Origin of the sequence: Herbaspirillum rhizosphaerae, assembly GCF_046025915.1 — a bacterium.
Taxonomy (GTDB): domain Bacteria; phylum Pseudomonadota; class Gammaproteobacteria; order Burkholderiales; family Burkholderiaceae_D; genus Herbaspirillum; species Herbaspirillum rhizosphaerae_A.
This window is the reverse complement of sequence record NZ_JAQQFR010000009.1, coordinates 225830-250699: the sequence shown is the minus strand read 5'-3', so window position 1 is coordinate 250699 and position 24870 is coordinate 225830. Positions and strand designations below refer to the sequence as shown.

19 protein-coding genes are annotated in these 24870 nt (G+C 50.7%); 12 read left to right on the top strand and 7 right to left on the bottom strand.

All coding sequences use genetic code 11. The features are described 5' to 3' along the window. The first annotated feature begins 8 nt into the window (after window positions 1-8). Window positions 9-1253 carry a porin gene (locus PQR63_RS15410; RefSeq protein ID WP_408168876.1) on the top strand — a complete coding sequence of 415 codons (1245 nt, stop codon included), beginning with the start codon at window positions 9-11 and terminating at the stop codon, window positions 1251-1253. 48 nt (window positions 1254-1301) lie between these two features. Here PQR63_RS15410 and PQR63_RS15405 read toward each other — a convergent pair whose 3' ends face one another. After that, window positions 1302-2012: a GntR family transcriptional regulator gene (locus PQR63_RS15405; RefSeq protein ID WP_408168875.1), complete on the bottom strand. Its 711-nt coding sequence runs from the start codon at window positions 2010-2012 to the stop codon at window positions 1302-1304. Window positions 2013-2224: 212 nt separating this feature from the next. Here PQR63_RS15405 and PQR63_RS15400 point away from each other — a divergent pair, with 212 nt between their 5' ends. The 6 genes from PQR63_RS15400 to PQR63_RS15375 all read left to right on the top strand — a co-directional run bounded on the left by PQR63_RS15400 (window position 2225) and on the right by PQR63_RS15375 (window position 8585). Further along, entirely contained in the window at window positions 2225-2653 is a 429-nt protein-coding gene (locus PQR63_RS15400) for a GlcG/HbpS family heme-binding protein (RefSeq protein WP_408168874.1), read from the top strand. 3 nt (window positions 2654-2656) lie between these two features. After that, on the top strand, window positions 2657-3667 hold the full coding sequence (locus PQR63_RS15395; RefSeq protein ID WP_408168873.1) for an amidohydrolase family protein: 1011 nt from the start codon (window positions 2657-2659) through the stop codon (window positions 3665-3667). A gap of 33 nt (window positions 3668-3700) precedes the next feature. Then, complete coding sequence (locus PQR63_RS15390; protein WP_408168872.1) at window positions 3701-4597, top strand: VOC family protein; 897 nt, start codon at window positions 3701-3703, stop codon at window positions 4595-4597. Window positions 4598-4653: 56 nt separating this feature from the next. Further along, entirely contained in the window at window positions 4654-5520 is an 867-nt protein-coding gene (locus tag PQR63_RS15385) for a fumarylacetoacetate hydrolase family protein (protein ID WP_408168871.1), read from the top strand. Between the two features lie 5 nt (window positions 5521-5525). Next, window positions 5526-7103: a bifunctional 3-(3-hydroxy-phenyl)propionate/3-hydroxycinnamic acid hydroxylase gene (locus PQR63_RS15380; RefSeq protein WP_408168870.1), complete on the top strand. Its 1578-nt coding sequence runs from the start codon at window positions 5526-5528 to the stop codon at window positions 7101-7103. Between the two features lie 123 nt (window positions 7104-7226). Continuing rightward, the gene (locus PQR63_RS15375; protein ID WP_408168869.1) at window positions 7227-8585 is read left to right on the top strand and encodes an MFS transporter; all 1359 of its coding nucleotides are present in this window, start codon (window positions 7227-7229) and stop codon (window positions 8583-8585) included. Between the two features lie 596 nt (window positions 8586-9181). Here the strand turns inward: PQR63_RS15375 and PQR63_RS15370 are convergent. After that, entirely contained in the window at window positions 9182-9700 is a 519-nt protein-coding gene (locus tag PQR63_RS15370) for a hypothetical protein (protein ID WP_408168868.1), read from the bottom strand. Between the two features lie 1309 nt (window positions 9701-11009). Between PQR63_RS15370 and PQR63_RS15365 the strand changes: the two genes are divergently transcribed. Then, window positions 11010-12134, top strand: a complete 1125-nt coding sequence (locus PQR63_RS15365; protein ID WP_408168867.1) for a hypothetical protein — start codon at window positions 11010-11012, stop codon at window positions 12132-12134. Between the two features lie 179 nt (window positions 12135-12313). Here the strand turns inward: PQR63_RS15365 and PQR63_RS15360 are convergent, their stop codons facing one another. Continuing rightward, on the bottom strand, window positions 12314-13462 hold the full coding sequence (locus PQR63_RS15360) for a hypothetical protein (RefSeq protein ID WP_408168866.1): 1149 nt from the start codon (window positions 13460-13462) through the stop codon (window positions 12314-12316). A 909-nt stretch (window positions 13463-14371) separates the two neighbouring features. Between PQR63_RS15360 and PQR63_RS15355 the strand changes: the two genes are divergently transcribed. Next, window positions 14372-18421, top strand: a complete 4050-nt coding sequence (locus PQR63_RS15355) for a helix-turn-helix domain-containing protein (RefSeq protein WP_408168865.1) — start codon at window positions 14372-14374, stop codon at window positions 18419-18421. Between the two features lie 64 nt (window positions 18422-18485). Here the strand turns inward: PQR63_RS15355 and PQR63_RS15350 are convergent, their stop codons facing one another. Beyond that, window positions 18486-18734, bottom strand: a complete 249-nt coding sequence (locus tag PQR63_RS15350) for a helix-turn-helix domain-containing protein (RefSeq protein ID WP_094566321.1) — start codon at window positions 18732-18734, stop codon at window positions 18486-18488. Window positions 18735-18865: 131 nt separating this feature from the next. On the opposite strand from PQR63_RS15350, the gene PQR63_RS15345 reads away from it, so the two are divergent. The 3 genes from PQR63_RS15345 to PQR63_RS15335 are packed head-to-tail and all read left to right on the top strand — an operon-like array spanning window position 18866 to window position 21156. Further along, window positions 18866-19525, top strand: coding sequence for a hypothetical protein (locus tag PQR63_RS15345; protein WP_408168864.1), 660 nt, complete (start codon window positions 18866-18868; stop codon window positions 19523-19525). Beyond that, window positions 19470-20273: a hypothetical protein gene (locus tag PQR63_RS15340; protein WP_408168863.1), complete on the top strand. Its 804-nt coding sequence runs from the start codon at window positions 19470-19472 to the stop codon at window positions 20271-20273. Before PQR63_RS15345 ends, PQR63_RS15340 begins: the two co-directional genes overlap by 56 nt. A 55-nt stretch (window positions 20274-20328) precedes the next feature. Then, the gene (locus PQR63_RS15335; protein WP_408168862.1) at window positions 20329-21156 is read left to right on the top strand and encodes a hypothetical protein; all 828 of its coding nucleotides are present in this window, start codon (window positions 20329-20331) and stop codon (window positions 21154-21156) included. Between the two features lie 175 nt (window positions 21157-21331). On the opposite strand, the gene PQR63_RS15330 is transcribed toward PQR63_RS15335, so the two are convergent. The 3 genes from PQR63_RS15330 to PQR63_RS15320 all read right to left on the bottom strand — a co-directional run bounded on the left by PQR63_RS15330 (window position 21332) and on the right by PQR63_RS15320 (window position 24847). After that, on the bottom strand, window positions 21332-21901 hold the full coding sequence (locus PQR63_RS15330) for a hypothetical protein (protein WP_408168861.1): 570 nt from the start codon (window positions 21899-21901) through the stop codon (window positions 21332-21334). Window positions 21902-22340: 439 nt separating this feature from the next. Then, on the bottom strand, window positions 22341-22565 hold the full coding sequence (locus tag PQR63_RS15325; protein ID WP_408168860.1) for a hypothetical protein: 225 nt from the start codon (window positions 22563-22565) through the stop codon (window positions 22341-22343). Between the two features lie 392 nt (window positions 22566-22957). Further along, window positions 22958-24847 carry a DUF6538 domain-containing protein gene (locus PQR63_RS15320; RefSeq protein WP_408168859.1) on the bottom strand — a complete coding sequence of 630 codons (1890 nt, stop codon included), beginning with the start codon at window positions 24845-24847 and terminating at the stop codon, window positions 22958-22960. Window positions 24848-24870: the final 23 nt, after the last annotated feature.

The window sequence follows — 24870 nt, the reverse complement described above, 5'->3', positions numbered from 1 at the left end:
TGCTTGATTTGCTGTTACCTTTTCAAGGTAATAATAAATATATATTCAATTTAAAAAGAAAAATATATACAAAATTAATTTATGGGAAATATAATCGATTAAATAAGAATAAGAAATTATTAATCGATAACAACTCGCCGCCTATTCAAGGCGGCATTCGGAGACCTTCAATGAAAATTAAGAATACGTTGGTAGCGTGCGCTTGCGTGCTGCCCGCCGTTTCGGCGCCGGTATTTGCGCAAAGTTCAGTGACCATCTATGGCGTCCTCGACGCCTCGATACAGACTGCACATACGGGCACAGGAACCACCACGCGCATGGATTCAAGCGCTGTGGCGCCGTCGCGCATCGGCTTCCAAGGAACGGAGGATTTGGGCGGAGGTATGGCCGCCGTATTTCGATTGGAGAATGGCTTCAACCTGGATACTGGTGGTATTGCCGGCAATGGAGCTCTCTTCAACCGTGAGTCTTGGGTAGGTTTGCGCGGAGCTTGGGGGCAAATACAGGCAGGTGTGAATTACACGCCTCTGTTTTCGACTTACGTGAATTACTCCTTGGGGGAGCTGAATACACTGGGGTGGGGTAACGCGACAAACAACTTCGTGTTCGTACCCACAGCTCGGGTTTCAAATTCCATCCGTTACGTCAGTCCGAATATGGGTGGGGTTACTGTCCGGGCGGTCTATGCCTTCGGAACGGAAGGGGCTGACCCGCGTACACTTGGTGATACCGCATCCTTAGGAGCGAACTTTAAGAGCGGTGCCTTCTCGGTCGACCTCGATTATCTGCAGCAGAAATATGCGAACAGCACTGCAACCACCGCGCCGGTCAACTTGGGTAAATACTATCTCGGTGCTGCATCCTACGACTTTGGCTTTATCAAGCCAGCGCTTTTATATCAAATTCACCGAGGTAGCCCGGACCCTGCCACGGCCATATCGAGTACCTACGCCAATCCGAACAATAACTTCTACGAACTCAACGCGACTATTCCCAACCTGGCTGGAGGAACCTTGCTCGTGAGCGCGGGACAATATCGACGCCAGTCCAGTAGCAGCGGAAACGCGACCTCATACGGAGTGCGCTACGACTATCGGCTTTCCAAGCGAACTGGTTTGTACGCGGGTGTATCTCAAATTCGCAACAATTCCAATGCGGCATTCACCGTCAATAACGCTGGCGGCGCTGGAGTTGCAACCACGGCGGGGAAAAACGTTTCGTCGATGATTGTGGGGATTGTCTCGACGTTTTAAGACGAGCTTGAGGAGCATTTCGGGCGCCTGATGGCGCCCTTTTTTAACTCACTTTGGGAAGAGGGTCGAGTCCTCGAGAATAATGTCCGCAGTGGCACGATAATGCGAGGTCAGTAGCTTGACGACCGAATCGGCATCTCCCGCGAGTGCTGCATCCAGAATGTCTTTGTGCTCAGACTGCTCGTGGCGCTTTGGGAAGACTTTTCGCACGGAAAGTTGTCGGTAGCGGTAAAGCTGGTCTGCCAATTGCTCGCAGAAGGAGATGAGCCACCGTGAGCCGCAACCGCCGATAAGGGCCCGGTGGAATGCTCGATGCAACTTCTCCCACTCAAGGTTTTCTTCATAGTGGTCATCGGCGAGAGAGCGCGGCGTCTTAGTCAAGCGGTGGAAGGCAAGCACTAGCTCTTCCTCCCACGACACCGAAGAGGCTGCAATCGATTCTCGCACGGCAACCTCCTCTAACCAGCAACGGGTCTTGGTAATTTCCACCAGGTCGATAGCGCTGATGCTCTTCACCACAAATCCACGTTGGTCACGCCTTTCTACCCAGCCATCAGACGTCAGTCTGTTCAGAGCTTCACGCACTGGTGTGGGACCAGCCTGATAGTAATCGGATAAAAACTCAATTTGTAACTTGCGGCCTGGTTCAAGCTTGCCTGCAAGCAGGTCCGTACGCATCCGGTCATAAAGATTAGTGGCCAGGGTCGACAGCCCAGGTGGTGCCAAGGGGGTGACTGAAGCGGATGGTGCTTGCACCATCTTTTCGTCAATAGCGACTACGGAACGGGTTTTGGGCATAGGAATGGGGCAGAACGCAAGTTTCACGCGAATGACCGAGTATAACGTATTGCGAGCAATGCACGGCGTTATCTATCAAAAACGAAATTAAATAAGAAAATATATATATTTTATTGTGTTTGTTATTTTTGTATATATAATCATCCAACAGCAAACAAACTAATGGAGATGTTATGCCCGAATTGTCGCTCGCTCAGGCCAATCAAATTATTCAAGCTGCACTGGCCGAAGCCCGCGCACGTAATACCAAGCCGATGGGCGTGGTGGTGCTAGATGCGGCAGGACAGCCTAAAGCAGCACAACGTGAGGATGGAGCTACCGCATTCCGTATGCAGATTGCAGAGGGTAAAGCTGGCGCCGCAATCGCAATGAGCGTAAACAGCCGAGGTTTAGTGAAACGGGCAGCCGACAATCCGTCTTTTTTTGCCGCTTTAGCTACCGCCGGTCAAGGGAAGTTCATCCCGCAAGTGGGAGCGGTGCTTATTCTCGACGATGCGGGCAATGTCATTGGTGCCGCAGGTGCGAGCGGTGATACGGGTGACCAAGATGAAGCGATTTGTATCGAGGGTATAAAGCGCAGCGGTCTGCGTGTGGCAGAGTAAAAAATGGCTGACACGCAATGCAGCTGCGGTATCGATGTGCATGCGCACGTGGTGCCACATTCCTTTCCCAGCTATCTCGGCAGCATAGTTCCGCCAAATTGGCCGTCAATGGCTCCGGCACATGAGTGCCATCGCCATGTGATGATTTCTGGAAAGGTCTATCGTACTGTTTCTGACCGCTGCTGGGACGTCTCTAAGCGGATAGCTGACATGGACGAAACAGCCATGAAAATTCAGGTGATTTCACCAATGCCGGAGTTGCTTTCATATTGGATGGACGCGCGACCCGCGCAACAGTTGCTCCGATATATCAACGAGCAGCTGGCGGAAATGGTGGGATATGCCGGCGGAAGGATGGCGGCGCTAGGAGCGGTGCCGTTGCAAGACGTGGACTTAGCCATTAAAGAGTTGCGGCATTTGAAAGAGACACTTGGCTTTTCTGGTGTTGAACTGGGTAGCAATATCAACGGAAAGCCGATTGGTGACCCGGTCTTTTTACCATTTTTTGAAGCGGCCAGCGATATGGGCGCGTCGATTTTTGTCCACGCAGTGAAGCCCTCTGGAATGGAACGTTTGGTGGGACCGCCGCAATTGCAACAAGCATTGGCGTATCCAAGTGACGTTGGCCTGGCAGCAGCATCGGTAATCACCTCTGGCCTACTTGAGCGCCATCCAAAGCTACGTATCGCTTTCAGCCATGGTGGCGGCACTTTGGCTAGCCTGCTGCCTAGGTTGGAGCAGGCGCAACAAGTTTTCCCCGCGCTGGCTGATTCAATCAACACCCCTGTCCGAAGCGTGGCGCAAAAAATGTACTACGACGCCTTGGTGTTCGACATGCCAACGCTGCGTCATCTGGTGCAGATGTTTGGTGATGACCGCATCATGATTGGCACGGACTATCCGTTCGTATTTCGCGATAAGAAGCCAGTCGAAAGATTATTCGATGCGATTGGAGACCACGCCGTACGGGAACGAATTCTTCATTTGAACGCGAAGGCGTTTCTGGCAATTTGACCATTCATCTAATTTAGCAACGAAGGAGCACATATGTCTGTATCCCCAGTGGCTGGACTGCGGAGTATCGCAATCGGCGTCACTAACCTGGATGAAGCAGAGAAGTTCTACACCGAGATTTGGCATCTGTCAGTGGCTGCGAGAACACTAGACGCAGTCTATCTGCGCGGCACCGGGCCCGCGCATCACATTCTGGCTATTCATCGTAGTGATGTGGCAGATGTGCGCTCTGTCACCTTCCAAGTGCGCCAAGCGGACGACCTGAAAAAAATTGCTATAGCTGTCCCGAACGAAGGGGGAGAGTTACTCAGCGATATTACGCCTGTGAGCGAACCTGGTGGGGGACGAGCCATCATCGTAAAAGACCCCCAAGGCCGGATTCTGCGTTTTGTGTACGGCGACGACAAGCATGGGGATGTGGAAAGCCGCAAGGATTTTCCCATCCGTATTACTCACACTGTCTTCAACAGCGCGGACGTCGCCATCGCCCAATCGTTCTACGAACGCGCACTTGGCTTCAAGCTCTCGGACCGTACACGCATCATGGCGTTCATGCGATGTGGAGCAGACCATCACAGCATTGCGCTGGCGGACGCAGAGGAGAATACCCTTAATCACATCGCCTTCGTCATGCCGGATATCGATTCAGTGATGCGCGGTGGCGGTCGTATGCGTGACTCTGGCTATCCGATTGAATGGGGCGTGGGGCGTCACGGTCCTGGCGACAATGCGTTTGCCTATTTCATCGGCCCCTCGAATTTTGTTATCGAATATACGGCCGAAGTGATGCAGGTCGATGATACGTACGTCGTGGGTGGCCCCGATGACTGGAAATGGCCTCCGGGGCGCGTCGACCAGTGGGGTATCTCGCCGCCACCATCCGAAAAAATCAAGGTGGCTCAGAAGCAGATTCGCTTCGTGGGCAACTGAACAAGTTCAAGGCGTTATTGCGCCGAGTTATCAGAACATTAAACCAGGAGAAATAAGTGAAATTCGTTACGTTCAAAACATCACAGGGCAATCGCCTGGGTCTCGTCGATGGTAGTCAAGTCATTGATGTAAATGCTGCTGCACCGCAGGTTCCATCTGACTTGCGTGCTGCGCTGCGCGCTGGCATTGACCTGGTTGCCGTCGCTAAAGAACTAATGGGTAAAGAGGCTGGACATCGTGTTCCGTTGGCAGGAATCACCTACGCTCCATTGATTCCAGAACCGGGAAAGACAATTTGCCTCGGTTTGAATTACTACGACCACGCAGCTGAAGGTGGCCGTGACAAGCCGGTCTATCCATGGTTCTTCTTACGTTCTAGCACTTCGCTGCTGGCGCACCAAGAAACTGCCATTCTGCCAAAGGTATCCGAGCGCTTCGACTATGAAGCCGAAGTGGCGGTAGTGATTGGTAAGAACACTGGAAAGCACGTGACGCAAGACCAGGCACTTTCCTACGTATTCGGCTATTCCGTCTTTAACGACATGTCGGTGCGCGACTATCAAAAAAAGACGCCTCAGTGGACTATCGGCAAAAACTTCGACAGAACCGGCGGTTTCGGGCCAGTTCTGGTTTCTGCAGATGAATTGCCGCCTGGCGCTGAAGGCCTGCGCATCCAAAGTCGCCTGAACGGCCAGGTGATGCAGGACGCAAACACTAAGGACATGATTTGGAATGTGGCTGAGACCATCGCGTTGCTGACTGAATGCATGACGCTCGAACCAGGTGATGTTCTTATCATGGGCACACCAGCAGGTGTTGGCCAAGCGCGCAACCCACCGGTCTGGATGAAGCATGGTGATAAGGTGGAAATCGAGGTCGAAAATATCGGCTTGCTTGTGAACACCATCGGCGCAGAAGGTTGAACAGAATGAAATCCAACTACGACGTTATCGTAGTCGGCTTTGGCCCTTCGGGAGCAGTTGCTGCTGCTTTGCTGGGGCAAGCCGGCCTCAATGTGTTGGTAATCGACCGTCTGCATCACGTCTATGACAAGCCGCGCGCCATCGCTTTGGACCACGAAATCATGCGTGTTTTCCAGCAACTGGGCGTGGCAGAAGCCGTAGCTGAGCACATCGAGCCGTTTACTCCTTCCGAGTATTACGGCGCGGACGGCGAGCTCATCAAGCGCCTAGCTGCTGTTGAACCGCCTTTCCCGATGGGTTACACGCCGTCGATGGTGTTCACGCAACCACCTGTAGAAAGAATTTTACGCGAGCGAGTAGCTAGTCTCTCCAACGTTGACGTGCATACGGGCATCGAATTCAAGAGCATGCAGCAGGATGCAAACTCGGTGACTGTAACTTTGCGCGACGAAAATGGTACAGAACATGCCGTTTCCTCGAAGTATCTGATTGGCTGTGACGGGGCCTCGAGTAGCGTAAGGGATGCGGCCGGAATTGAGCTCGAAGACCTAGACTTTGACGAACCCTGGCTGGTGGTCGACGTGCTCGTCAACGAGAAAGGTCTGGCCAAGCTTCCAGTGACTAGCGTCCAGTTCTGTGAACCAGAGCGTCCCTGCAGTTACGTGATTGGTCCGAAGAACCATCGCCGTTGGGAAATCTCGCTGTTGGAAGGGGAAGACCCTAAATACATGGCCACCGAAGAGGGGGCTTGGAGTGTTCTGAAGCGCTGGATTTCTACCGACGATGCAACTCTCTGGCGCCAGGCTAGTTATCGCTTCCATGCGCTTGTCGCGAAAGAATGGAATAACGGACGTGTGTTCATCGCCGGCGATGCGGCTCACCAGCAGCCGCCTTTTCTGGGGCAAGGCATGTGCCAAGGTGTTCGGGACGTCGTCAATTTAATTTGGAAGCTCAAACTTGTGATTACAGGTAACGCTGACGAGAGCTTGCTCCACACATACGGTGAGGAGCGCGGTGCCCATGTACGTGCGCTGACCGGACGTATCAAGGATATCGGCAAGCTTATTTGCGAGCGTGACCCGGAAGCTGCTCGGCAACGCGACGCCCACCTTATCGCTGCAGATGGCGGAACTATCAAGACGGTGCCGCGACAGAACATCATTCCCTCGCTTGACCGCGGGCTACTTTCACCGGTTCCTAGCGCTGCGAACGGCACGTTGTTCCCTCAACCTAGAATTTCGGTTTCTGGTGCCGATGTATTGATGGACCGTGCCTGCGGAACTGAGTGGCGTATCGTCTTCGACCCGACGCGCGTTCAGCCAGTGGATGCTCTGCTCAAGGTAGCCCGTCTAATTGGTGCGCAGCTTGTGCCGATTTTGCCTACGGCTGTTCAAGATTCTCCTCCGAAAGGCTATCGCGAACGTGATGGCGTTGTGAACGGTTGGTTTGAACGTATTGGTGTATGTGCGGCTATCGTACGCCCGGACCATTACGTCTATGGCGCAGCAAATGATATCGATGACCTGCTGGAGCAGTTGAACGGCTTGCAGCAACGCCTCGGTGAGACAACCGCTGTCGTTTAAGGCGCGGAAATACAAAAACACAAATTAATAAGAGGGGCGGTCAAGTGACCAAAGCCTCCGGTGAAAAATCAGTCATGAAAATGACTTGGTGAACCTGGATTTTTCCCACATATGGAGACATAAATGAAAACAATGCTCAACCCGCTCGACGAAGTCGGCGGGGCTCCCATCGGCCGATTTCACTGGACTTTCGGAATCCTTATCGGTTTCGTCATGCTGTTCGATGGCTATGATTTATTCAATGCCGCATACGTGATTCCCCTCGTCGCGAAAACGTGGAAGCCAGACCCTACTATGGTAGGTATCATGCTCTCCAGCGGAATCGTCGGCCTTTCGTTGGGCTCGGTGTTGCAGGGCTTACTAGCTGACAAGTTTGGACGACGAAAGGTTTTGGTGGCAGCCTTATTTCTGCTCACGATATGCAATGTGATATTGGCCCTGGTAGTAACTTCGCCATGGTCATTCGCCTTCAGCCGTATGGCATTGGGTACTGCCCTTGGTATGATTACGCCGCTGGTAATTACCTACATCAATGAGTGGGCGCCCAAAAAGCAGTCCAACACTTTTACTATTTGGACGTTCCAAGTTGGCTTCTCGCTCGGTGGTATCTCCGCAGGCATAGTAGGTATCACCTTGGGGCAACACTTTGGATGGCAATCCATTTACATTGTGGGTAGCGCCTCTCTGTTGGTCGCTATCTACGGGTGGCTTCGACTGCCAGAATCGATTCAATTCCTCGCGCTGAGAGGCGAGGAGGAGAAAATCCGAAAGCTGCTGTGTAAATTGCGTCCGGACCGGACACAGATTTACCGCGATGCTGGTTTCATCAATGCCAAAGCCGCGGAAAAGCGTGGTTCGATAAAGGTGTTGCTGTCTCAAAAATACAGGCGTGCTACTTTAATTAACTGGGTATCTGGTTTCCTGAGCCTGTTTTGTATTCATGGGCTGACCGGATGGTTACCGTCGATGGTGATTCAACGCGGGGAGGCAGTGTCTTCGGCATTCGCCTATGGCTCTTTGATTATGGTTGCGTCGTTGTTCGGAGGGATGTCCAGCGGTTGGTTCGCGGATAAAGTGCATAGTCGCATCAAGGCCATGGTCGTATGGTACGCCGCCGCAGCCGTCGCAATGGCATTCTTGGCGATGTTCTCCGAGCGTTATATGATGATTTTCTTCGTCGCAGCAGCAGGATTCTTTGTGTTTGGTGCGCAGGCCGTACTAAATAACTTCCAGGTAATGTCCTATCCGACGGAAGTGCGCGGCACTGGTATGGGCATCGCAGTGGGCGTGAATCGTTTGGGGGGCATCATGGGGCCATTCCTCATCGGTGTCCTCCACACCATCAATTCGGACCCTTCGACCACCTTTATAGGTCTTGGCGTAGCCTTGCTGCTTGCGGCTCTGAGTGTATCCCTTGGCCGTGCAGCGACGCTACAGCCCCGAACTCCCGCTCCCGAAGGTAACTCTTTCGCTGCTAAGTAAATAATTCTCCAGTTTCATGACACCCATGTTGTGTGGGTGCTTCAAGCCCTTCCAGGGCACCACCTGAGGCGACTCTCACAAAGAGTCGCCTTTTTTTGCGAATGGTGTAAACGAAAAAACTACTTTGTTATAGCGGTGATAGTCCAGGAGCGTTCAGCAAAGAGAGGGTACTTAAGCTATTCAACGTACTCGCCAATACAGAGAAGCCAAAACCTATGTCGACATTTCTCGGGGGGACTGCTTGGTGGACCTACGTCCGCAAGTCATACCGGAATCGGTACTAACAAGTTGCCATCCTCACTGGAATCATTCTGGCAATTATGTAGTCATCTGTTTGATGCCCTAAGCATCATTTCTCGAGCTACAATTTAAGTGGGCTGTTACAAGAGCATTTAGATAAGGGCGTGGTCGGTGGTAGGAGTCTTCACCTTGTCGGGCAACGGATTCGACCGATGAATTCGGGATAGAGGCATCGGGAAACCGCTGGTGCTCGGAACCGGTCGAAAGACTAGCTAACGAGAGGTTGCGGGTGACCCGCCCCCTTTGTATTCTGTTCACTCAGGGCTTTCTTTCGGCGCACTACCGATGGTCGGTACTTATCTACACTCGCCCTTCTTTAAGCGGCGCACGTCTTCAACTTTTTCTCGTACTATTTTTCCATCAGTCTCCGTTAATCTGTCGATGGCAACTCGACACATCTGACCATTCGCGATGTAGGTCATTTCGTATTGCTCATCTTTTTTGGGATTGAAGGCAACCTCGACGTAACATTGAACCCCGGCTCCTTGATACGCCGTAAATATTTGCATTTCTTTGCCGGCTTCGATTACTCGCTCCACGACGTTTTTATTTCCGTCGTTCGGCTGTGAACCATACATATCTGCTCTACTGATATCAGACTTGAGAAACGAGCTGAATCCCGCAAGCACTGGGGCGGAGTCGACCTTACATGTTGTGCTGGCATAAAGGAGCGCTGTTCCAGCACTGTGGTTCACCACCCGAATTCTTGCGGTATCCCCCGAGGTCGGGGATATGTATGGGTTTTTTACTGCACAGCCAGTGACGAGCGTGAGAGCGGCGAGCGCAGCACAAGATAAAGACGGATGTTTTCTCATTTTGTTATTTTAATAAGTGCTTTTTGGAAACTTATTATATTGGGGTTTCAGCGTGCGGAATAAAGTATCTTGAGTAGGATGGGCGCGACTTGCGACCGATTCGAAAGAAACCGTTTCAGGAGTTTTCAATGCCAATCACCTTCTTTTAACTATACAAAGTAAGACAATCATTTTGTGCAGGTCCTGAACCGCAGCGAAAGCTGAGGCGCTCGCATGCACGGCGGTCTGCCCCAAGGCTCTCTCTCGTAGCTACCAGGGGCCTTCGGACAGACCGCCAACTGTAAACACACATACTGTCCGAAAGGACATGCCGGGGCGCCACCCCGACAGGCATCAGGTCGCCAACCTGATGCCAAGCAAACGCTGTAGCTGCATGCCTCTAATAGGGCTGGTGCGGCTGCGATGGGCGCTGAAGGGTGTAATTCCCTTCTTCGACCCAATCCGCCGGCATATTGCCAAGGCGAGGTTGGGCGACACGGAAACGGCTCCAGGCAGGCAATGGCCTGGTGACCTGTTATTTGGTGAAAATCGGTGAAAGACCGATTCGGGGGATGTGCCGCAAGGGCATAACCCGTACCGCACACGTAGGCTGATGAGCGTACAGCGATGTACGAGGGCTGCAAGGGGAAACCTGGCGCAGTTGGCACCTTGGGAAACCATGGGCCTCTGGATAGCTTAAGCGTGTAACGGCGCCCCTCGATGGGTGCTGTGCGGAGCAACGTAGAGCCATAGGCATGAAGCCATGGTTCGTAATCGATGAAGCACAATCTGAGTACCTGAGCCGCTATGGAACATCGAGCCAGGGAAACCTAAGGGAAGTCGGAAGACTAGGGGAGTGTGGAGATGGTGGCGCTACGTTGCGCAGTAGCTGGTAACTAACGTGGGAACCTCTCGCCGTACCGTATCGGATGGCTCCGTACGGGACGATGGCGAGAGGGGGAGATTAACTGAATAGGGTTCGACTCAATGTGCGATACGACCGAAGCACTTGGGGAGCTGCGAAAGCGGCGGCATGGTTGGCGCCATGTCCCGAAAGGTTGAAGCGTTTTGCGAAAGTATGTGGTTAGGCTTGGCGGCCTGTTTCAGTGATGTGCCGTCTCGCCCGCTTGGCGGCGGACGAGACGAACTCTAACCTTGGCGGGTTGGATAGCGAAAAAGGAGAAATGGAATCAGGAATATATTCACAATGCCGGGCATCGCATTTCGATGCCCGGTTTCTCTCGTAATGGTGCCAGAGTACGTTCTAATGGAGATAAGATGAGTTAGGTAGAATCCTAGAAACGTCAAGACTGAATCGCTTTCAACAAACATGGCACTCAAGTTCATCAATCCCTTTAACGGCAATCCCACGAAAATTCGACTCACTGAGTTTTTTCTCTTTCATCCTCATACCTATTTAGACATCGCTGGCCATTCAATAAGTAGAACCTTTAAATTAATGGGGAAGGAGTCGCTTCTAAAGCGGTTAGATGCAATTAAGCCAGAAGATAAAGTATCTCCAGACCGAATGCGTAGTCTTATCGCGGAAATTATGGATGTAAGTAAGGCCCCTGAAGAGTTGAGGAAGAAATTCTCTGAGGAATTGGAGCGCGCGATTGAGAATGAAGAAAGAGGCGAGTCCAGTCATGAAAGTATGGGGATGTATGAGGCTATGGTCGCCGGATTCAATCCTCCAGGACGGGCATTGGGAGCGACTCAAGAATTTCTCCTGAAGATAGAAAGAGAATCTCGGGCCGCGCTTGCTCTTATGCACAAGCGACGATTTGCAGACGCAGCTCAAGAGATACTGAAAAATAAATTCTTTGCGCCATTTCTTTGGGAAGGTATTCGTGATGCTCTTGAACGAGTCACGGATTTTGGAACTTTGCTTTTGTTGCGTGCGAGTGTAGCCATGGAGGTCTTTCTCGCTGTAATGGTCATTTACGAATCCGAGTACGAGGCAGCTGCCGGTCGGGATGACCCAAGCTGTATGCTGGATGTATGGCCAACTGTAGGCCTCCAGGCTAAGAATCCGTTCGGAATGCTATTCGAATGGACCAAACGGGAATCTGGTGTCAGCACACAACGAGCATTCCTTGACCATAAAGCCCTAAAGGAGGTGGAAATGGACGAATTGCGGCTGAAGAGATGGAGCAGCGGAACGCACCAGCCTCGCAAAGAATGGCTGGACTGCGTGGCGGCGGGGCTTTGGGGTAATGCTGAGCATCCGGAATTTCAAATGCGTTTGGGCTATGCGCAGCAGGTCAATTTCCTCGGTCATTTCTATCATCTTTTGGTCGCACGTTTACCGGGGGAGATGACGGTTAGCCAAGCTCAGGAGGCTTATCCGTGGCCAAACTTTCCGTATGAGTATGCGGATTTTGCTTCTTGGGGTCGGTCACGCTATCCCTTCTGGCGGGACTACGCCCGCGACTACAGAGCCAAATTCAAGTAGTCACGGGCGCATCATTACTTGTTCTTCGGCGGATTGTTGCTGCGACCGCCGCCAGATTTTTCACCGGTCTTGCTAGGTGCGTTTTCGAGGGTGTAAGTGATTGCGCTCATATCGGTTCCTTGGTTATGCCGGACATCCCGGTGAGGAAAGTATCGCCTTAGTTATCGACATATCCGGTATCAAGGTTTGGAAATCTGACGGGGGGCGATAGTATCTTCTTCGTCGGCTCCGTTATCGACTGCTCTGGGGATTTTCCAATTTTTGCGCGCGACTACTATCTTCTTCCAGTCTGCAGAAATATCGTACTCTCGAATCCGATGACTTGGGTCCACGGATGCACTTGTCAGCTTCTCTACTGCAGCAACGAAGGCTTGTTTGAAGTTTTTTGATGTTCCTGGGTAGCCAGTCATTTTTTGCAGATATTCAAATGGAAGCCAACAGCATCGACTATGGCTGGCATAAAAACCGGCAATCCATGCCATCAGACCGTCATAGGTCAGAATATCTTTGTGCAAGGCTGTCCAACCTTGCGGGCCGCACAATTCTGCCACTCCGTCTAGGACTTGGAAGCGAATCAGGTCACTACCCCGTTGTCTCCCGTGTTCACTTCCATCCTGAAAACTAGCGTTAAGAATTTTTTGGCCTCGAAGGTTCCAACCCTTATATCTGATTCGGAACTGTACGGCATCGAGTCGAATTAGGCTGGCGAGAATAGCTCTATGAGTCGATTTTCCATACAGTTCCCCCATCTTCTTGGCGAAACCATAGAAATTGGTCTCCGTTTGCTCCGATGCGCCTTCCTTGGTAAGTGGCTTGTCGCGATAGAACTCGACACAGGTCCCCCATACCTTGCGGTCATACTGGCAGAGATTGTAGCCCTTTAGCTGCGCGTCAATGTAGTCAAAAGAGACAACGTCGGCGAAATCGTTAGTCTGTTCAAGCTTGCCGCTTAACAAATGGGCGTTACTCAACTGGACGCCGCGACCAGTTGTAAAAATTGCAGACCTTAGGCAAGCGTTGGGGACCACACGAAAGTCTTCTCCTACAATTGGAAGGAATACCTCGCCGTTAACTCTCACCGCTTGGGTAAGTCTGGCTTTGCTTACGTCCGATTTCAATGGCCGGCCATCGAAATTGAAAATAGCGTCGCTTGCATCAATCGCTTTTTGAATTCTTTCGGCTACGTTCTCGAGTTCTACAAAGCCAGCCATTAGCTGGCCGGGGCTAACTGTCATTCCCATGGCAGCTGCAGCAAGGTCGGCTGCTGTGTTTTTAACCTTCTTTTGGTACTTGACAAGTTGGGGAGTTACTTGGATTTTCTTGGTCATCTTTACTATAAGAACTCAGTGGTGGAGTTAACATATAGTTCGATTCGTAGATGATGATTTTGAAAGGATGGTGTCTAAATTTCCAAATTCCCCTTATGGCACCCGGACTATTCAACTCGGACTTCGGCAGAAATTATTTTTTTTCCTTTTGAATTTCGCCGGTACCACCTGGTATTCGCGGCTGGCTATCTTCAGACTTTGTACTGGGTTTAAAAATACCAATCGCGCAGTTTGAAAATTCCATTCACTGGTTTTGGAAATTCTATTCGCTGGTTTTCAAAATTCCCGAAGTGCCTGAGCGTCAACGCTGATAAGCGATTGCGGTGTTCCTTAGTAGTCGTAGTCGTTGTAGATATCAAAATGATTGTGCCTCTTCGGCTTTCGAGTGAAGAGTGTCTGGGTGAGTCGAGGTGATATTCGGGTCTCTCTTTTGTCGAAGGTGAAAATGAATTACCCTGGCTGCCTGTGGCAACGATGGAAGAGAAATCGCTCCTCGAAGAATTCTTTGCGACCCTAAGCCTACTTGAGGGCGGTTTTTATATTGAACTGAAAGCAGCCAGGGAGGGCGATTTTGGAACTTCATCTAGTTGACTTGGCCCTCCAACCTCATTTCCTATGGCTTGGGCATATTCGGTAGCTCCTTGAGATGTCAGCCGATGCTCAACGCCCTTCAGTACCAAGCGATAACCCTTAAATGCATCGACTTGGATGTCCAAGAGCTCCAGTAAAATCTCGCCATTTTCTTTCTGAAGACGGGTGACCTTAGTCGGTTGGCTACGTGCTGTTTACCCGTCAATATCTAGATGGTCAATAACCACTGTCATGCTATGGTTATTTCAACTTGAGTCTTGAATTTTGTGAGTTATTTCTTATACTCATTTTAATGTGTGTAAGAAATGAGGTGCATCCGTGTCTAAAACAGGCAACATCCCATATCAAGCATTTGGCGAGCTATTGGCAAAACGCCGGAATGCGGCGGGCTTCGCGAAGCAACGGGAGTTGGCTGAGGCCTTGGGCGTAACTCAGCAGACGGTCAGTCGGTGGGAAAAAGGGTTAGGCAGACCTATATCTAAAGAGATTCTCCGACTGGAGAAGCTGGTCAAGGCGCAGGAGGGGGAGCTTTTCGCAGCTGCCGACTATAAAGACGCACCTCTCCAAGCGAAGAGCGAATTGGCGACTTCTTACGATAAACCTCTCCCCTTGGCTGCATTGACGCCAGATACCTTTGAGATTTTTTGCACCTCTCTCTTGGACCGTCTCTATCAGCCCTTGGGAGGGCATGTTCATCGATACGGCGCAACAGGGCACACTCAACACGGCATAGATATCGTAGCTAAGGGGCCATTTGGGACGCACACATTCCAATGTAAAAGGGTTGTGGAATTTGGGCCGCAAAAAGTTCATAGCGCAGTTGCGAAACAGACATATGAAGCCGACCTGAAGGTGCTCCTATTGTCGAGTGTAGCCAGCCCCAACGCGCGAGATGCGGTGGCGATGCACGCAGACTGGCAAATCTGGGACCGCGACGACATTACTCGCAAGCTCCACGAGCTGCCACTTTACGACCGACTAGACTTAGTCGACCGATTTTTCCATGGCCAACGATTGAACCTGTTAGGCATTGAGGAGCCAGGGCCGATTCAGGACGAGGAGCGATTTTTCATTCAATTCTTGGTTCAAGACAGGTTCTTTAACCACGCTTGGGCTCTGGTCGGTCGGGAAAGTGAGATTGAACAGGTGGTCGTCGCAGCACGAAATGAAAAAGTCCTACTCACTTGTCTGATTGGGAACCCGGGGGCAGGAAAGACACGTGTTCTTCGGGAGATTTCTCGGCTGCTTGGTAGCGAAGGAGGGCTCCATGTTCGATTCATCTCCCCGACAGAGGAAGTGAAAGCTCATCATTTGGATGGTCTGCGCGATAGAAAAGGCGTAGCTACTATCCTGGTCATTGATGATGCCCATGATAGAGAGGATTTGGGCGTATTGCTCCGCCATGCCGCTGACCCGGGAAATCGAACTCGGCTGCTGTTTTCGCTTCGTCCTTATGGTGTTTCCACTCTGGTTAGCCAAGCGGCCGATGTGGCGCTTTCGGGGCCGTCGGTAGCGCTTGTTCAGATGACGTTGCAGTCAAAGGAGCAGGCTAGATTGTTGGCCGAGTCAATATTGAGGGAGTGCGGAGCAGCGTTAGAGGCTGCTGCCGAAATTGCCGAGGCAACATACACAACACCGTTGGCAACAGTTCTAGCCGCTCAGTTGGTCGCACGAGATGCAATATCTTTGCAGTTGCTTGGAAAAAGTGAAGAGTTTCGTCGATATGTGCTGTTGAAGCTGCGAGACGAAATAACAGCGAAATTGGTGTCTAAGCACGAGGAAGAAAAGCTAAAAGCTGTGCTCAGCGTCACAGCTTTACTGCAGCCAGTGATTCCTGATGACCCGAATTTGGTCACAATACTCACGACGGTCTACGGAGTATCGGACGCAGAGATTGCACGTCTGATGCTTCTGTTGGGACAGTCAGGCGTTCTGTTCAAGCGAGGTATCCGCACGCGATTGGCGCCCGACCTGCTCGCGGATGAGTTTATTCGGTGGAGCTATCTGAAAGAGGATGGAACGGTAAACGGAAGCTTTGCGGCGATATTTGAGCTTGCAAATAAAGACCATTTGAAGAATATGCTCGTCAATCTTGGGCGATTGGATTGGCGGCTGCGGGAAGGGGCGACTGACGATAGCGATGCGCTACGTAGCATTGAGCCGCATCTTCGCTGGCATGGTGACTATGTAAATCGGCACGTTCAGGCGGTGGAGGCGATGGCCTACTATCAGCCTCGCTTGGCCTTGAACTTTGCACGCAGGCTTGTAAATGAAGGGCACGGCAATGACACTCATGTGTGCAATATAATTCGTAACGCTTCCTACAACTACGACTACATTGAAGAGGGGTGCACGCTACTTTGGAAAGCGGGTAAGAATGACAATCGGCAGCTCAATCAAGAACCTGGTCATGCGGTCCGGATTCTGAAGGAGATGGCTAAGTACCAGCTACATAAGCCGGTAGAGCATGTACGTAAAGTGGTTGCTTTTGCGTTGAAGCTTCTGGAGCGCCCCGCCTCAGTGACATCCCTGTATACCCCGTTCGAGATGTTGATAGGGCCACTGGAAACAGAGTTTCAATCTACCTCATACTCAAAATCGACCTTCACCATCAGCCGTTATCGAGTTGCGTTGAAGAATGTGCAGCAGTTGAGAGATGACGTCACGAATGCTCTTCTGGATTTCCTAAAACTGGGGCGAGACAGGCGAGCATTTTTGGCAGCGCAGACCTGGCAGAACGGTCTGAGTGGAGCGATACCTGGTGATTCATCGGTTGATGAGTGGGCGGCCGAGCATGGAAAAAATCTGGCAGCAATAAGCACGTTAGTGAACGAGACGTACATACCACCGGTAGTGCTTGTAAGGTTGGCGCAGTCGCTCCGCTGGCATGCATTCCATGGAAGGCCTGAAACGTCAGTCCTCGCAAAACCAATTCTGGAACTTCTTCATCGCGATTTGACGACTCGGCTGACGCGCGCCCTCATCGATGGTTGGGGCATGGAGACATGGGATATCGGCGATTCACTCACCAGGTCAGGTTATGAAGAGGAGCGTCAGACATTGGTCGCGGAAATCGTGAAGGCCTATCAAGCCCCATCCGCACTATTCGAAGTGGTGAATTCTTGCCTGGATGAGATGAGCGCCATCGCTAGAGGATATGGAAGTCCATATATCTTTGTTGGATATCTATTGGAAGCTTCTCCAGCCTTTGCAGAGGAGATTGTTGCTCGAAACTTCGAAGGCAAAGCGGAACATCTGGCTTTGCACGTTGGGCGCGCACTGAGTATCGTCATTGCCTCAGGTGCTCCCGGCACGGTCAGTAAATATGTTCAAAGGTCCAAAGATTCATCAAAGGAATTGTCGCAGCTGGCGGAGGCCTATGCGAGTTACGTGCCGAAAGGTCCGTATCGACCGGATGAAGTCGCGCTTTTCGAACGAATCATGTCGTCCGATGATGAATCCGTTTTGTTGCCAGCGACATTCTTGGTGCAACAAGTCGCTTCAACGAATCCAGGCTTGGCAGTCGAATTGATTTGTAAGGTCGATTTCACGGTGTCGACGCGCGTCACCCACGATTGTCTGATGTGGGTCGCGGGTGGACAAACAATTCCGCAGGAGATAGTTAGCAGCATGCGGACACGTTTGTTGGAAAAGCTTGTGAGTCTTAAGGAACTGGACGACCATTGGGTGAAAGCCTTCTTGAGTTCATCCGTCAAAGAAGACTCTACAGCCGTGATGCAATTTATTCGTGCTCGCATGGTTGAGTGTGAACGCCATGGTACTTGGCGCTTCACTCCACTTCATAAGGAATATGGCGGAGCTGAAGATGGAATCGGATTTAACGAGAGCGAGAATGGATTACGGCACTTGGTTGAGTTCCTAGACTGGGGTTTGAAGAATACTACGCAAGACGGCAGCTTGCCCCGTATTGGAGAGGTAGTGGCCGGCATGTGGGGGAGCTACGATGAGGTAATGCTGAATGCATTGCTGACTTGGATGGCAGCTGGTGACCGTGAGCGCGCTTTAGTGGTTGGCCTGATACTGCGTGAAAGCCAGAATTCCTTTGTATATGAGTTTCCAGAGTTCATTCGAAAACTGCTCAATGCAGCTGAGCTGATTGACGACGAGGCACTTGATGCAGTTAGGTCTTCAATCGTAGCCGCCACGAATACTGGTGTTCGTCACGGCACGCCTGGCGAGCCATTTCCTCAAGACGTCAAGCTCGAGAAGCACTGCTTAGAGGTTCTAAGCACGCTTAGCCGTGTAGAGCCAGCTTATGAGCTTTACGACAGCTTGCTTAAAGATGCGCGCTATTCGATGGCACACGAGCGCCGGACTAGCCGCTACCTCGATGAAGAGGATGATTAGACAACTCCGATGGCCGGTAGCGGTGGTGACAGAATTGCGACGTCGCGATGCGCCCCCCCCCCCTTTACTTTTCCTCCAGCTGTTCCTGGACCAGCAATACGAACTGATGTGGCGTTACGTCAAGCGCCTGAGCAATCTTGAATATCGTAAACAGTGATGGCTGTTTCAGCCCCAATTCAATCTCGGATACGAAATTCCGCTGGATTGTTGCCTTAAAACTCAATTTCTCTTGCGTTAAATCCATCTCCTTTCGCAGTCGCCTGAGCACTTTCCCTGCGGCCGCTGCCACTTCTTCTGCTTGCAATTGAGTCATTGATTTCTCCCGCTGTAGTAGGAGAAATATTTGCCCCGTGGTACTCTTTAGTCTTCCCGCTATAGCGTGAAAACGCATGTTGTTTAGATAATTTTCATATTGCCAAAACGGCAAAATATGGAGTGAGATGAATGCTAGATGTACTGAGTGTCCTGAATGGACTGTTCTTGGGCGGCACAATGCTTGCCAATATCACGCTTTATTCAGACGCAGATTATGAAGTTCAGAGAACGTATGAAATCAGGGATGTCGCGACGCCGATAAGTGCGCATCGAGAATGGTGGCGCGATGAGAGCAAGTGCAAATTCATCGGAGTAATGGTCCCGTACGCGAGAGATTGGCCAGAAACCATCAGGAACGGAGAAATTGAAACCGTTTTACCACCAGAGCCAGATAAGGTCGCTGGCCAGGCATTCATCATTAACCGTAAGGTGTGCCCCGGCAAACCGGATGAGGCCATTTTTCGGGGGGCGGATAAATGGCGTAATCCAGGCATCTTTTTAGAGAAGCATCAAATCACGGCGGAAGATTTGACCGGCATGAAGCCACAAGACCGCCCTAAATGGTTTGGGCAGGTCATGGCGCGGATTGAGCGAGTCGCAAGGAATGATGCCCAGATTAGAGAGTTTCTGCAGTTCACAATGACGCAAGCCAAGCCTTCAAATGAGCGCGCAAGTGAGTCAGAAGGAGCTCAAGAGACCTTGGACGAAAATTCAGTTGTGAAGGAGTCGACGAATGAATCAATTAAAAATCGGGCGACAGATGATGACAAACGAAACAACCCAAGGTGAAAAAGATATCTCCGCGTTCAATCAGCTATTCACGGCACGCCGTGAGGAACTCAAAAGGGCCTGCAGGGAGGAGGCGTTAAGTGACGAAAGCTCATTCTTCTACGTGAGAAAAGGTAGAGCCGAAGCATTGATTGAGGCGCTAACCGCTCCTTATTCTGTTTGTGCGAAATGGTACAAGCCCTTGATGCTGCAAAAAATTCAAGACATAGCTGCTGACCCGTTTACGGGTGACGCAGGACGGCATCTGGATAGCATTACATCGTACGTTGAGTTGGCAGCCGAAGAATATTGGGAAGAAAAGAAGGCTAGAGAATGCGCATTCTCTGAGCTCAAATCTAAGATTAATAAGATTCTGGGAAATGAAAAGGCGATGGAATCGCTTTCGTTGGATTACAAAAGAAAATTGTATGAGGCGCGCCTCCAAATATCGGGGGAGCCACAACCCCTGGCAAGCAAGCCCACGTTTATTAAATCGGACTTTCATGTGTCAGGAGCGTATCAATCGCTGGAACGCAATGCCGCGCTTGCGTGGGACATGGCTGGACTTCAATGTGTTCTATTCGACAAGGTAGCTCAAGACGAATCGGTGGATAGAGAAATCTTGGAAGTTTCGCTGTGCGCCTTGACGCAAGCTTATGAGCTCGCTGCAGAGAGCAATGCGCGGCTGAAGGAGCTTGAGAAAACGGTTAGCGAAAAGGTTGAAGCTTGTTGGACTCAGTTGAAGATAAACGAACTATTTACCAAATAATTTTTCCACTGGGCAGTTAATTCCATTGCTCCTCTTTGGCACGCATATTCAAAAAATGAACCTAGAAAAAATCAAAGCTTATCGTTCGTCGGAAGCCCCCCTCACCCAACTAGAGCGGATGTTGGCTTCTATTCGCATATCACCATCACGGTTATCCAATATCGTCATCATTGGCCCTCCGTGGATTGAAAAGGCTTTTTATAACGAGCTTGTCGCATGCCGATGGGCATATTACCAAGGCAATACGCCGACAATCACTACTGGACGTGCGAATGCGATTAAGCATTTGAAAAAGATGGCCAAGAGGAGCTTTTCGGCGGAAGCGGTCCATGCTCTGACATTCACGATGAAACGGAAGCAGTACGGCTTGTTAGGCGGAGTTAAAACCGTTTGGGCCAACACCATGCCCCAGTTTCTGGGCGGCGGGCGCCATCGAGCGGATATCGTGGTGGTTGGAGAGCCGGATGTGTTTGACGTGAAGTTGAAAGAACTCGCCAACTTTATTCAAGGCCTGGAGCGAGGTGGAATATTGCAGGAAGGGGCAGTCAAAATCGTAGACGGTAAGTTCGTGGTTAATGCATCCAGGCCAATTCTTCTGGATTTAGATGCCACCGTTGATGAGGTCTACTCCCCGATGAGATTCAGAGTCATCCAGGAAGAGGAGCGCCAACGACAAGATAAAGCAAGGATTGCGGAATATCTTTCGTCCAAAGCGGAGTATCACTCGGAAGAGGTGTTTCAAGGTTTCGCGGAGAGTTCTCTACCTGAGATGAGTGCCGATTCTGGCCCGCTGGTAAATCCGGCGACAGGGCTTCCAATGGTGCAGGGCGGACAGATAGACGTTGGTGGCAATACATATGGGTTCGATAACTCGCACATTTGAGTGGGAAAGGCTGGCCATTTCGACCAGCCTTCTATGAACCCATTTAGCTTATTCAACTTCCTGACGTATCAGAAAAGAAAGACGGCTCGATGCCCGGTCTTTTCTTATCTATCGGCGTTTGGCAACCCCACTTTTCGTTTGACAACTACCGGTCGCCGCGTTGTCGACCGTTTATTTAAGCCAAAGCCAAACCTGGCAGAATATCGCCGTATTCTTTCAATTTAGGCAGATAACGAAGCAACCGGGCAGGCTTAAACACTGTCGCATAGGCCGACACATCTAAGCCTTGCTCTTCGCCTGCGGTGATGATTGAAATACCCATACTGAGAAGCATGTCGAAAATCGTTCCATTGCGCAGCATATAGTCCAGCTCTTGCTGACGGTTGGCCGGCGCGGTCATGTTGAATCTGAATTCCTCAATTAAGGAGAGGACCGTCACGCCTTGACTAACCTCGAAGGAGAAAATTGCGTTAACCGCGCGCCGCCGACGCGTCTCGCAGCTCGCCCCCACCAGATTGATAGCATCCCCTACCGGGATATCGAAGGTTTTCCGTCCAGGCCCTTTTACCTCAGTTCCACCTACCAAGCGCAAACTGTTCAACACGCGCACCTCCTCAGCCTCCACATTTGGGGTAGCGTAAGCATGACGAATTTGGACGGCTGGGTGAAGGCGCTTGTATTCGCGTTTCTTGTCGGCCTCTAATCCACCTTTGATGACACGGAGGGGGCGTTTTTTTGTATGCATATATTGTGAAATTCCCTTGTAAAGTTAAAGCGGTTTTGGCATCAAAGATTCTGTATCTCTGGCGTCAGCGATGAGACGCTCCATTCAAATCAACTAGGGCGCTTAAGAAATTTTTCTTGCGCGGTGGTTTTCTACAATCATCTAATGCGTTAGTGCATATACTGGAGTGACGGCAACTCAACTCGAGGACATAACGCCGTCACGTGTGGGAGGTCGGCCGCACGTAATTACTCCAAACCATCCTGTGATAGTCCGGACTATCACGGCTCAGCGCCCGACCTGCTAAGTATGGTTTGCGCCAAGGACCGCATGCAAATGCGGTCCTTGGTGTTTCAAGGTGCAATTGCCATAGACGGTTGAAGTTAGTTTCAAACGGATTGCCGCAGTAAGTCGGAGCGGAAGTCATGAACGCAAGCGCTCTAGATGTCCTTAGGTAGGGTCAACGGCAACTCGCACGGCGAATGGGCTTGCCACCTACCGGCGCATAAATTTCCTCCGCCAATTGCCTTGCTAATTGAGTCAATGCAACTGCAACCAACGACCGCTCGGCCGTAGCTAGCTCGTGGGTGGTTTTCGCTTTGGCTAATTTCAATGTGGCTCTTCGAGTCGCGGCCGTACTGTTGATGGTCTGTACTTTTGCTAACCATTCGGGATGTTTTTTCATGAAAGCTCCAAGTTGATTTCGATGCACTCCACTGACTTAATTTATTCGCAGTAGTGCGCGGTGAACTACGATAACAACGAGATTCAGAGCCGCACAACGAAAATATTTTCACACTTGGCAGAACGCGTTTTTAACGTTATATCAATCGTTGTTTTTGGGTAACATTTTGCTTTTTATCCATTAGAGCCAGGCAGCTTAGCGGCTTAGCAAGGGCGGAGTGGCCATTGCGAGAGGAAGGGTGTTGATGAAAGTTTGGTAGAGAAGGAAACGACACCGCGGCAGGGGAGGCCGCGATGCTACAAGTTCATTGCCAGTGCATTTTGCGTGTTCAGCCACGACATCCATAAATTTGAATAGGGTGGCTGGCCACTTGGTTGCTCTTTATTAAAATCTCATTTCCATTCACTGCCCCAATCTCTATTCAGAATCACTATGAGATTGCCCGCGACAGATGGTTTTCCATCGAGCCATTCTTTATAAGGCTTGGGAAGCTTGAGGCCATCGTATTGAATTCTTGCCACGTATTGAACGACGCGGGTGGCGATGTAGCCTGTTCCGTAATGCCGTTCGCTACCTACTACTCTGAACAAATCCATATCTCTATCGCCGGGTAACGCTCGGCCTGAGTAGAACTGACCTAAACCTGCGGGCCAGACGTCATCCAGTTGAATATTTCGCAAGCAATCTTCAAGCGTGTGTCTGAAACTGTGGTTGCCATAGCCGTTTCCGAAATTCAATTTATCTCGCACATAGCGAAGAAAACTCTGCTCGTATGCGCGTCCCCATATGGGATGTTTGCTGTCTCGGTCTGGAAGGGCAGAAGGAAAACATGGAGAGGTGGCGCCTCGAGACTTGGCTTCGCTTACCATGCCCATAAAGCCAAGCTCAAGTAAGACAGGATGAATCGGCACATCTCGTTTTGAGGCTTCGTTTTTTACGCGACGGACAGGTAGAGCCGATTCTGAGTCGCCGTCCTTTTTGCTGCCTTCTTCAGTTTGAATGCGAAGTAACGGATGCTCGCCAGGAACTATATCCGAGACTCGAATTTGAGTCGCTTCTCTCACGCGCAGGCCGTGATAAAGACAGATGAGGGGTATCCAATACCTAGCGGATAAATCCCATTTCATTTTTCCTTTGAAGCTTTCAGAATCAGGGTTGTACCATTCTGATGCGTAGAGATTATTTAGCTGCCCGATTGTGAAGGGGAACCGAGGCTTCTTCCGATTATTCTCATCTATATCGGGAATTTTCGGCATGGCGAGAACGTCCGCTGCAGGATTATTTGTACAGAGATTCTTTGTCTTCGCCAGAAAAAAAACCACTTTAAATTCCCTGCGAACTTGATTGCAGTATTTCATACTCCAGCCTTTTTCTGAGGCGTCCAAACGACTTTCAAAGAAATTGTAGATATCGTTTGATGTCACCTCAGACAAAGCCGCGTCTTTGCAAAAGTCTGTTAAGCCCTGCCACCAGGATAGTCTCGTTGTTTGCGTCTTACGACCATAATTAGCCAGATGTTTTTCGTAGTGCGGTACAACACTGGATAGTGTCGCGGGAGAAGATTCAGCAGTGGCGACAGGCTTTCTACGGGTACTGATATCGAGTAACCAAGCCGGCCCAGGGTCTTTTTCAGAGAATTCGGATATGTCTGGCTGAAGGAGGTTGCCGGCCTGCCGTTGTACCAATGCTTCGATTCCTGGTTTCGCAGCTAGCACGAAATCATAAGCAATCGTTTGCCATTGCTCTGCAGTGGCTTGAACGTCGTAGCCCTGTAGATATAACAACTGATGTATGACTTGAGGATAAGCCGAGACGTTGCCTGATGCGATGGCAAAATTGGCTTTTTGGAGCATGGAATCGAAGGTCTGTGATAGGTCAGCGAATTCTGCTTCATCCAATTGACCGGTGCGTCGTTTATTGAGGTCTGCGTCCAGTCCGGACAAAAATAGCGCAGCAGCGTGGCCACTGAGATTCGGCGAGTCCCCAGGAAGCACTTTGTGCTTCCCGTTTTTCAAAAACTGCTCGCTTGTACTTCCTACCTCTAGTTTTTTGCGAGCGGCCTCAATCATCTGGGCTACTTCGGCTTCCAGTTTTGCGCATTCGAGCACTGCTTGTCGGTAATCTTTACCGAGTGCCCGTATAAATTCTGTCTGTTTGATAATGTGCCGGACGTCGGCAGGAATGCTTTTGCGGAATCGGTAACCGCTTTTTATTTTTTGAAGATTTGAAGGCAACTTGACCCCTTTGGTCGAGGCCTCAGACTGCTTCCTTGTACTACTCATTTGTACCAGCTCGTTGTAAAAAG